Raw genomic sequence first — 10,173 nt, 5'->3', positions numbered from 1 at the left:
AGTTTCCAGGGGTGTGGTGGCGGAGGCGGCTAGAGGCAGTGGCGGCAGGTCCCCGCACGTCCGGAATCCGCTCAGGAGCAAGCCCCCGACATGAAGCAGAACTGGATGAAGTGGATGGCGGCCTGCGTGGCGCTGCTGGCCCCGCCCGCGCTGGCCGAGTCCCCCGAGAAGAAGTCTCCGGCGCATGAGCTTTCGCTCGGGGCGACCAGCATCGCCTATGCCTCGTTCTACAGCCTCTCGCCCACCGTCTACACGGCGGATCTGGCCTACAGCCGTGCCCTGGCGTCCGAGGGATTCTGGAGCCGGGTGTGGGTTGGCGGTGGTGTGCGTGGCGGCCTGCCCACCAGGCTGAGGAGCATGCCCCTGGAGGTCTATGCGCAGGCCAGGCTGTCGGCCCGGCTCGGCATCTGGGAGGGCCTGGTGGGTCCCGAGTTCGGCGTGGGCGGCATGGCGAGCCTCTACCCGCTGCTGGCGGACAACGACGGCGGCAACCTGGAGAAGGACATGGTGGGCCCCTGGTACTTCGGCTTCGGCGCGGCGCCGCTCCGCTTCCACCTGGGCCGTGTGATGCTGAGCGGCCTGGAGTTCAACTTCGGTGCGAGCGGGCCGGCCCTGGGCGCCTCTGCCGTCATCCGCGTCACCCTGCTTCGCGTGGGAGTCTCCCTGTGAACCGCTCTTTTCCCCGTCCGATGTTGCTCGCGGCGGCCCTGCTGGGCGCCTCCGCCTGTACGCCCGTCACCCCGCTGGATGAGTCCAAGCTCCCCGTCCTCGAGGAGATCGCCAGTCAGATCGACCAGGACCGGCTGATGGGCACCGTGGCCGACCTGGTGGCGGAGCACAAGTCCGAGAAGCCGTTTGACTGCGAGCTGCTGGGCCCCAACACCTCCGTCTACCCGGAGCTGTGCAACCTCACCCACGAGAAGGCGGGTGAGTACATGCAGCGGCGGCTCGAGCAGTTGGACCTTCCGGTGCGCCGCGAGGTGGTGGCCAAGGATCTGCTGACCGTCTCCAACGTCATCGCCGAGTACAAGGGCGTGAAGTACCCGGAGGAGGTCATCCTCATCTCCGCCCACTTCGACGTCTACTACGCGGCGGCGGATGACAACAGCACGGGCGTGGCCGCGGTGCTGGAGCTGGCGCGCGTCCTGTCCCAGTACAAGTTCGACCGCACGCTGCGCTTCGTGGGCTTCGACCTCGAGGAGCTGGGCTACGTGGGCAGCCACCGCTACGTGGAGTCGCTCGGGAGCAGCAAGGAAGTGGTGCTGACGGTGAACTTCGACAGCCTGGGCTACTACAACGATACCCCGGGCTCGCAGCAGACCTCCCTCGGGTTGCCCGCTCCCTCCGAGGCCAACTTCCTGGCGGTGATCGGCAACGACAACTCCCTGGAGCGCGTCAACGAGTTCATGGCGCTCAACGAGTCGTTCGACACCATGCGCACGTTCGGCGTGGTGGCCAGTGGCCTGGGCAACAACCCCGGCAACGCCCCGCTGCTGCGCAGTGACCACGGCCCCTTCTGGCTGCGCGGCCACGAGGCCGTCTTCATCAGTGACACGGCCTACTTCCGCAACCCCGGCTACCACAACGAGAAGGACACCATGGACTTGCTGAATCCCCCCATGTTCCGCAAGGCGGTGCAGCTCTCCGCCGCGGCCATCGCCTACTGGGCGGGAGTCCAGCCATGAAGCGCGCCCTCCTGCCCGTGCTGGCGCCGGCCCTCGTGGCGCTCGGGCTCGTCCCGGCGGTGTCCCGCGCCGAAGACGCGCAGCCCGCCGCCGCGTCCACGCCCGTCCACCAGTTCTCCGTCTACAGCCGCGGCGGCGTCCAGGCGTACCTCGCGCCCAACCGCTCCACCGGTTTGTTCGGCGGCTCGGTGGGCGTGCGCGACATCATCCAGGACCGCTTCATCCTCCAGGCGGATGTGGGCTACCTGATGAACTTCGGCAATGTCGTGCCCGTGCAGGTGGCGGCCGGCATGCAGCACCGCATCGGCTTCTACACCCCGGCCGCCCTGGCGACGCTCACCGGCTTCTTCGGCGAGCGGTTGTCGTTCCTCTCCTCGGATCATCCCTCCGTCAACCGCATCCCGCCCGTCGCCCTGGGCCTGCTGCTGGCGCCGGCGCGATTCACCGTGGAGGGCGCTCAGCTGTCCATCCTCGAGTTCGGCGTGGGCGTCAGCCCGGAGTTCCCCGGGGTCGGCGTGGCCTACCAGCTCAACCTCATCGACGTGGGCGTCTCGTTCTAGCCGTCCGCTTCGAATTTTCTGATCCAACCGGATACGGGCCTGGCGGAGTGGAGGCACATGTGCCGCCACCTGCCCCCGTGCCGTAGAGGGGCCCACCGGGACCGGGGGCCCATCGGGTTGACCACCTGTGAACGCCCCGGGTGCGCGGTGCGTCAACCGAGTGCCGCCGGGTGGACGTTCATCACGTCCCGGGGCGAAGGGCACTCACCAACCCCCTCTTCCGTGCGCATACCGAGCACGGAACCAAGGGAGATGGGGGAGGTGCCGGCATGGCCACATACCGACTCATCCGCAAGCTCGCGGCAGGCGGCATGGCGGAGGTGTTCCTGGCCAAGGTGGTCGGGGCCGAGGGCTTCGAGAAGCCGGTGGCGGTCAAGCGCATCCTCCCGTCGCTGGCGCAGGACCGGGAGTTCGTGGAGCTGTTCCTGCGCGAGGCCAAGCTGACGGTGTGCCTGCAGCACGCCAACGTGGTGCAGGTGTTCGACCTGGGCTCCATCACCGGCCAGTACTACATGGTGATGGAGTTCGTGGACGGGGAGAACCTGCGCGCGGTGCAGCGCGGGGCCGCGGGCCACCAGGTGCCACTGGGCCTGCGCGAGGTGTGCTTCATCGTCCAGCAGGTGACGGAGGGCCTGGCGTACGCGCACGGACGCGTGGACGCGATGGGCCGGCCGCTCAACATCATCCACCGCGACGTCAACCCGTCCAACGTGATGGTGGCCAGCAGCGGCGAGGTGAAGCTGGCGGACTTCGGCATCGCCAAGGCGGCCAACGCGCAGAGCGGCACCCAGGCGGGCGTGGTGAAGGGCAAGGCGGGTTACCTCGCGCCGGAGCAGGTGAAGGGCGCGGAGGTGGATCAGCGCGCGGACCTCTTCCTCATCGGCCTGATGCTGTACGAGCTGCTCGCGGGCAGGCAGCTCTTCAGCGGGCCGGACTACTTCCTGACGCTGCGCAACATCGCCCAGTTCGACGTGAAGAGCCTGGCGCCGGTGCCGGGAGTGCCTCCGGCGCTCTGGAGCATCGTCACCCGGGCGCTGGCGCCGGAGCCGTCCGCGCGCTTCCAGCGGGCGCGGGACATCTCGGACGCGCTGCAGAACTTCCTCTTCGATCACCGGCTGCGCGTGGGGCCGCAGGACGTGGCGGCGCTCTTCTCGCGCTGCTTCCCCGACCGCCGCTCGCCGCTGGACGGGGCCACCGAGGTCCGGGGCGAGGAGATCCGCCTCGGCTCGGACGCGGGGTTGCAGCGCCCGCAGACGCTCACCTCGGTGCGCTCGCGCCCGCCCTTCCCGGGGGGACCGCGTCCGGGCACCTCGTCGCTTCCCTCGATGCGGGCGGTGACGGACCCGGCCCGGTTGACGCCGCCGCCTCCGCCGCTCGAGGCGCGCGCGGGCACCTCCCTCACCATGCAGGTGCCTCCGCAGCCCGCCGCGCGGAACACCTCCCTCACCATGCAGGTGGGCCCTCCCGCCGGTGTGCGCACGGGGGCGCAGCCCGGCCTCAACACCTCCCTCTCGCTGCCGACGCAGACGCGCGTGATGCGCCCGGCGCGCCGCAAGCTGGGGGAGATGCTGGTGGCCTCGGGCCGGCTGTCGGAGACGCAGCTCAAGGGCGCGCTGGAGCGGCAGAAGCGCACCGGCGGCCGCATCGGCGAGCTGCTCGTGGCCGAGGGGCTCGTCACCGAGGAGGACGTGGTCCGCGCCCTCGGCGAGCAGGGCGGCATCTCCTTCGTCTCGGACAAGGTGCTGCGCACCATGCCGGTGCCCAAGGCGCTGTTGTCGCTGCTGCCGGTGGAGAAGGCCGAGCGGCTCGAGGCGGTGCCGGTGGCCCAGCAGTCCAAGGAGCTGGTGTGCGCCATGCGCGAGCCGCGCGACCTGGCCCGCCTGGACGAGCTGAAGTTCATCACCGGTTGCTCCGTGCGCGGCATCTACGCCACCGAGGGCGCCATCCGCCGCGCCATCGGCCGCTTCTACCGGGGCTACGACCCGGACCAGATGGACGACTGGTCCAACATCATGCCGCTGGCGGGCTCGGAGTCGGACAAGGGGGTCACCCCCTACGCCGACAAGCACACCCGCACGCGCGAGCGTCTGCTGGACGAGTCCGCCTTCGAGGAGATCTCCTCGGCGCCCACGCCGCCGCCCGCGGCCCCGCCGCCGGTGCTCGAGCCCGTGCCCGCGCCCCCGCCGCCGGTGCTGCGTGCGACGCCCGCCTCGATGGCGCGCACCATGCTGGTGGTGTCGGACGACCCGGAGCTGCGCGACGCGGCGGTGCGGTTGCTGACGCGCCAGGGTGTGGCGGCCTCGGGCAGCGGCGCCGCGGACGTGGAGAAGGCCGTGGCGCTGGGCGGCACCGAGGTGGCGCTGGTGGCCTCGGACACGGTGCCGGACGCGCCCTTGGTGGTGGCGCGGTTGATGACGGTGGCGCCCTCCATGGAGGTGCGTGTGCTGCCCTCGCTGGCCGAGGCGCTCGGAGGCGAGGCCGGTCCGTTGAGCCGCGCGGCGCGGTTGCATGCGCGCGTGGTGGACGCGGCGCTCGCGGCGCTCGGTGGGGTGGGCGTGCAGGGCGCGGCGTTGGCCAAGCTGGCCCGGCGCGTGGCCCGGCGGCTCGGCGCGGGGCGTGCGGAGGCCGAGCGGGCTTCCGCCGTGGCCTACGCGCTGGCGCTCGCGGCCTTCCAGGAGATGGGCGGGGGCGAGCGCTTCACCCGGCCGTCGTGCGAGGCGATGCGCGCCATCCTCGGCCGGGACGCGGGCGAGCTGGCCGGGCTCATCGGGGCGTGCACCCGGGACGCGGCTCCACTGACGGAGAAGGCGGACAAGGCCACCCAGGCGCTGGCCGCGGCGGTGTCGCTGTTGGAGGTGGCGGGCACGGCCATGCTGGGGGCCTCGGCCGCGTCGCAGTCGCTCGTCAAGCTGCGCGCCGAGGCGAAGCTGCCCGCGGCGGCCCTGGAGGCGCTCTCCGCGGAGGTGATGGAGTTGGTGCTGGGCGAGAAGGCCACGCACACGGTGGTGCTCGCCGAGCCCAACGCGGCACGGGCCTCGGCGCTCCAGGCCCGTTTCCTCGCGGATGGGGTGCGGGTGGTGCTCGCCGGCTCCGCCGCCCGGGCCCGTGTGCTGCTGTCCGAGGGCAGCCAGGCCCTGGTGGTGGCCTCACGGCTCCCGGACGGGGATGGTGCCGAGCTCACGCGCTCGTTGCGCTCCACGTCGGAGACGGCCGCGCTGCCCATCTTCGTGCTGGCGCCCCCGGAGGACCCGGGACTGGTGGAGGCCGGCCTGGATGCCGGTGCGGACGACGTCCTCACGTACCCCGTCAATCCGGAGGTGCTGGTGGCCAAGCTGCGGCGCGCGTTGCAGCCTCGCCGGGCGTCGGTGGCTCCGGCTCCGGCTCCCGTGACGGCGGCGATGACCCCGGCCTCCGCTTCCGCGAGCGCCTGAGCCGCGTGAGCCCAGGCAGCCTCCCGGGCGCGCTCTTCACGAACTTGTCCGACAGTTGGACAAGTTTCGGAAGACCGCGCCCGGCGGACCTCCTGGCCGCGTGCTTCACCCACTGGTCCGACTGTTGGACCAGTTGCTCGTCATCGGGTCCGGAGGGGCTGCTCCGTCGATGGTGGCTCACTCAATGGTGGCTCACTTCCTCCCTCTGCCCGCCTTGATGAGAAGGGCCTGCTGTTGCAGGGCCTGACGCTGTTTCTGGGCCCGGTCCTCGAGCCGTTGCTGGCTCTGGGTGGGGGCCGCCGCTCCACCCTGGGCCTGGCCGATGTGCCGGGCGAGCGCGGCGACGGTGGGGTGTTGGAAGAGCTCCACCATGGAGAAGCGCCGGCCAAAGGCCGCGGCGAGCTTCTCGTGCACCTGGACCATCAGGAGCGAGTGTCCGCCCAGGTCGAAGAAGTTGCTGTGCAGGCCCACCTTGTCGACCTCGAGCGCCTCCTGCCAGATGGCCGCGATGGTCTGCTCGAGCGGGTGGGTGGGGGCCTCGTAGGGGACGTGGGTCTCACGCGAGGCGGCGCGCGGGTCGGGTAGCGCGGCGCGGTCCACCTTGCCGTTGCGCGTGAGCGGCAGGCGCGCGAGCGGCACCAGGGCCCATGGCACCATGAACTCGGGCAGCGTCTGCCGCATCAGACTCCGGAGCTGGTGGGCCAGCTCGCGCCCTTCCGCCCCGGCACCCGGAGGCAGGCCCCGTCGCGGGACGAAGTAGCCCACGAGGTGCTGCTCTCCCGGCTGCGTCTCGCGCAGCACCACGATGACCTCGCCGACCTCGGGGTGGGTGCGCATCACGGCTTCGATTTCGCCCAGCTCGATGCGCAGGCCACGCAGCTTCACCTGATGGTCGGCGCGGCCGAGGAACTCGATGCGGCCATCCTCGCGCCAGCGGCCCATGTCCCCCGTGCGGTAGAGGCGTGAGCCCGGCGCGCCGGATGGGTCGGGGATGAAGCGCTCGGCGGTGAGCTCGGGACGGCCGATATAGCCACGGCCCACGCCCGCGCCACCGATATAGAGCTCGCCCGGGTGACCGGGGGGCACGGGGCGCAGGTACGCGTCCAGCAGGTGCACGCGCACGTTGCCGAGCGGCCCGCCGAGGGTGGGCTCGGGAGAATCGGCCACGGGACAGGTGGTGGCGTTCACCGTGCACTCGGTGGGGCCGTACATGTTCACGAAGCGCGTGCGCGGGCGTGCGCGCAGCTCCGTCCAGGTGCTTGGAGTGATGGCCTCTCCGCCCACCAGGACGAGCGCGGGGGAGAAGTCCGGCTCACGGCCCAGGCCTTGCTCCAACAGGGGCGTCAGCAGCGAGGGTGTGGTGTCCAGCACATCGAGCGCCTGCCGCCGCACGAAACCCCGCATCCGCGAGGCGTCCAGGCGGGCCTCCTCGGGGACGAGGTGCAGCGAGTGGCCGTTGAGCCACTGCACCCACTGTTTGACGGAGGTGTCGAAGACGAGCGGCCCGTTGAGGCTGACGCGCAGTCCGGGGCCTCGGCCCTCGTAGACGGTGTCGTGCAGGGTGGCCGCGAGGTTGAGCAGCGAGCGGTGCTGGATCATCACCCCCTTGGGCCTGCCCGTGGAGCCCGAGGTGAAGAGCACGTAGGCGAGCTGCTCGGGTGTGATGGGAACCTCCGGGGCGCTGTCCGGCGCGCTGGAGATCCGCTCGGCGTCGGCGTCCAGGAGGACGGTGCTGGCCACGCCCTCGGGGAGCAGGGACTGGAGGTGGGAGCGGGTGACGACGAGCCAGGCCTCGGCCTGCTGGAGCATGGCGCCGAGGCGCTCGCGGGGGTAGAGCGGATCGAGCGGCACGAAGGCGCCGCCGGCCTGGAGGATGGCGAGCAGGGCGACGAGCTGCTCCACCGAGCGTTCCAGGAAGAGGCCCACGCGCGTCTCGGGCCCCACGCCCAGCGAGCGCAGGTGCCACGCGAGCTGGTGGGCGCGGGAGGCCAGCTCGGAGAACGTGAGCCGCTCGTCCTCGAAGGCGACGGCGAGCGCGCCCGGGGTGCTCCGGACCACGGCGGCGAAGCGCTCGGGGAAGCTGCCCGCGGTGTCATGGGGGCGCTCGGTGCGATTGAGGGACTCCAGCCATTGCAGCTCGTTCCGGTGCATCACCGGCAGCGACTCCAGCGTGCGCTCCGGATTCGCGGCCGCCGTCTGCAGTAGCGTCAGCAGCCGCTCCCCCATCATTTCAGTGGAGTGGTGTGCGCTGTCCGCCTGGATTTCCAGGTCGAGCATCCCCTGGCGCTGCCCGCAGCTCAGCTTGAGCTCGAAGCGGCTGGTGCAGGCGCTCAGCCGCAGGGTCGTGAAGGTGAGGCCGTGGTGGTGGCGCTCCTCGGGCCAGGTGACGTCCTCGAAGGCGAAGGGGAAGGGGGGCGCCTTGGCCACGTCGAAGTATTCCTGCCATGCCCCGGTGTCCTGCGTGGCCCGGGCCACCTCGCGGGCGAAGTCGGCGAAGCGGGCGCGGGCACGCACCTCGCACCGCAGCGGCAGGTAGCGCTCGAAGAGGCCGATCGCCTCGTCCAGTCCCTCGTAGGTGCGGCCATCGAAGCGCACCGCCACGGACCATTCGAGGCGCTCGGAGCGGCGGGCCAGCAGGAGCTGCCAGCACGCCAGGACGAAGGTCGTCACCGGCACGCCGATGCGGCTGGCCGCGGCCTTCACGGAGGCGGTGAAGCCGGGGGGCAGCTCCCTCGGCCGCCATGAGCTGGGGCTGAAGGTCCGCTCGGGTGCGCGGGTGTCCGGGTCGGGGAGCGCGAGGCCTTCCCAGTGACGCTGGCCCTCACGGGCGTCCTCGGACTCCAGGAGCTGCTGGAACACCTCCGACACGTCCGCGTACTGCATGGCGGGCTCGGGCAGGGGCTCACCGCCTCCCTGCGCGGCCCACGCCCCGGCCAGCTCGCGCACGAGACAGGCCAGTCCCTGCCGGTCCGCCGAGAGCGCTGGGAGGTCCACCACGAGCAGATGCCGCTCGGGACCGAGCGTGGCCAGCCACAGGCCGCCCGGCTCCTCGGGTGCGCGCTCCTCGGGGGTGTAGCTCCACGGGTCCTCGGAGGGGCCGAGCAATAGATCCTCCAGCAGGTGGCTCCACCACTGCGCGCGGGGGCCCGTCCAGTCGAGCTCCCGCAGCACGGTGGCGGGCACGTCTCCGGGCACCTGGATGGCGGTCTCCGTGCCCGGGAGCCGGCGGTACGTGGTGCGGAGGATTTCGTTCCGGGAGACGACCTCCCGCACGGCGCGCTCGAGGCGCTGCTTGTCCAGTGGGCCCCGGAGCTCCACCACGCACTGCGCGCGGTAGGGCGTGTCTGGGCTCGGGACGAGCTGCGCCCAGAGGTGGGCCTGTTGCGGAGACAGACGGAAGCCGTTGGAGGAGGACAAGGCGGAGTCTCCTAGGAGAGGGCGGGGACGGGGCGCACGTCGTCCCAGGGGAAGAGGCGGGCCATGCCGACGAGCACCTCGCGCGGGCCGGAGAAGGGCGTGCGCGCGTGCGCGGCGAGCATGTTGTCGACGACGAGCAGGTCTCCCCGCTCCCAGGGGAAGGAGACCGTCTCGGCGTGGTAGGCGGCGCGCAGCGTCTCCAGCACCTCGGGCTCGATGGGCGAGCCGTCGCCGTACCAGGTGTTGTTGGGCAGCTCCTCCTCGCCGAACTCCGCGAGCAGCGCCGAGGCCACGGCGGGAGGCAGCGTGGAGACGTGGAAGAACGTGGCGTGGTTGAACCACACCGGCTCGCCCGTGACGGGGTGGAGCCCGGCGGCGCGGCGCACCTGACGTGTCCTCAGCCGCTGGCCCTCGCGCCACTCGAACTGGATGTGGTTGCGGCGGCAGTACGCCTCGACCTCGGCGGGAGACTCCGTCTGGAAGGCCGTCCGCCAGCTCAGGCCGAACTGGCCGCCGAAGTTGCGCACGTACGTGTAGCCCTGCTCCAGGAAGCGGGCGCGCAGCGAGGGCGGGAGGCGCTGGAACACGCGGCGCGAGTCCACCAGCGGGGTGCGGCCTCCCTCCTGGGCGGGCGTCACGCAGCAGAAGAACAGGCGCAGGGGGAAGGCCTGGTTATAGGACTGCTCGTTGTGCGGGAAGATGTGCTCGGCGGGCGGGTGGTCCGTGGAGGTGTAGACGTTGCCGCTCACCTGCGAGCGTGGCGAGGAGCGTTCCTCATAGGGGAGGGACTCGTCGGCCACGGCGCGGATGCAGCGCTCCAGGGCCTCGGCGGAGGCGATGTCGAAGCCACGGAAGAGCACGGCGCCGTGGCGGTGCAGGTGTTCGTCCACGCGAGCGCGGTGCTTGCTGGCCCAGTCGGCGAGGTCCACACCCGGGAGCGTGGGCCGGGCGAGCACGGGCAGGGAGGGCCCGGACGGGAGGGGCTCGAAGCGGACCCAATCCTCGCCGGACTCCGCGATTTCGCGGCGCTTCACCTGGGGCAGTGCCTTCTTCATGGTGTGCCTTCCCTGGTTTCGCATG

The 10,173-nt window shown here is 71.6% G+C and carries 6 protein-coding genes; 4 read left to right on the top strand and 2 right to left on the bottom strand.

Going from position 1 to position 10,173, the window contains the following annotated elements:
* Positions 1-90: 90 nt before the first annotated feature.
* The 4 genes from Q664_RS05945 (at position 91) to Q664_RS56105 (ending at position 5,676) form a co-directional block, all read left to right on the top strand.
* On the top strand, positions 91-669 hold the full coding sequence (locus Q664_RS05945) for a hypothetical protein (protein ID WP_043390788.1): 579 nt from the start codon (positions 91-93) through the stop codon (positions 667-669).
* Positions 666-1,685 (top strand): M28 family peptidase, encoded by a 1,020-nt coding sequence (locus Q664_RS05940; protein WP_152621937.1) that lies wholly within the window; start codon positions 666-668, stop codon positions 1,683-1,685. The genes Q664_RS05945 and Q664_RS05940 overlap by 4 nt, the downstream gene beginning before the upstream one ends.
* Positions 1,682-2,245 (top strand): hypothetical protein, encoded by a 564-nt coding sequence (locus Q664_RS05935; protein WP_043390784.1) that lies wholly within the window; start codon positions 1,682-1,684, stop codon positions 2,243-2,245. Before Q664_RS05940 ends, Q664_RS05935 begins: the two co-directional genes overlap by 4 nt.
* Before the next feature lie 269 nt (positions 2,246-2,514).
* Entirely contained in the window at positions 2,515-5,676 is a 3,162-nt protein-coding gene (locus Q664_RS56105; RefSeq protein WP_084609551.1) for a protein kinase domain-containing protein, read from the top strand.
* A gap of 192 nt (positions 5,677-5,868) precedes the next feature.
* Here Q664_RS56105 and Q664_RS05925 read toward each other — a convergent pair whose 3' ends face one another.
* Both Q664_RS05925 and Q664_RS05920 read right to left on the bottom strand, forming a co-directional pair.
* Entirely contained in the window at positions 5,869-9,093 is a 3,225-nt protein-coding gene (locus Q664_RS05925; protein WP_043390782.1) for a non-ribosomal peptide synthetase, read from the bottom strand.
* An 11-nt stretch (positions 9,094-9,104) separates the two neighbouring features.
* Complete coding sequence (locus Q664_RS05920) at positions 9,105-10,148, bottom strand: TauD/TfdA family dioxygenase (RefSeq protein WP_043390817.1); 1,044 nt, start codon at positions 10,146-10,148, stop codon at positions 9,105-9,107.
* Positions 10,149-10,173 lie beyond the last annotated feature (25 nt).

Source organism: Archangium violaceum Cb vi76, from assembly GCF_000733295.1.
Taxonomy (GTDB): Bacteria; Myxococcota; Myxococcia; order Myxococcales; family Myxococcaceae; genus Archangium; species Archangium violaceum.
This window is presented reverse-complemented; position numbering and strand designations above follow the sequence as displayed.

Excerpts from the sequence above, each read along its gene's own strand:
- Q664_RS05945 (WP_043390788.1), top strand. The coding sequence starts at position 91 with ATGAAGCAGAACTGGATGAAGTGGATGGCGGCCTGCGTGGCGCTGCTG.
- Q664_RS05935 (WP_043390784.1), top strand. The coding sequence starts at position 1,682 with ATGAAGCGCGCCCTCCTGCCCGTGCTGGCGCCGGCCCTCGTGGCGCTC.
- Q664_RS56105 (WP_084609551.1), top strand. The coding sequence starts at position 2,515 with ATGGCCACATACCGACTCATCCGCAAGCTCGCGGCAGGCGGCATGGCG.
- Q664_RS05920 (WP_043390817.1), bottom strand. The coding sequence starts at position 10,148 with ATGAAGAAGGCACTGCCCCAGGTGAAGCGCCGCGAAATCGCGGAGTCC.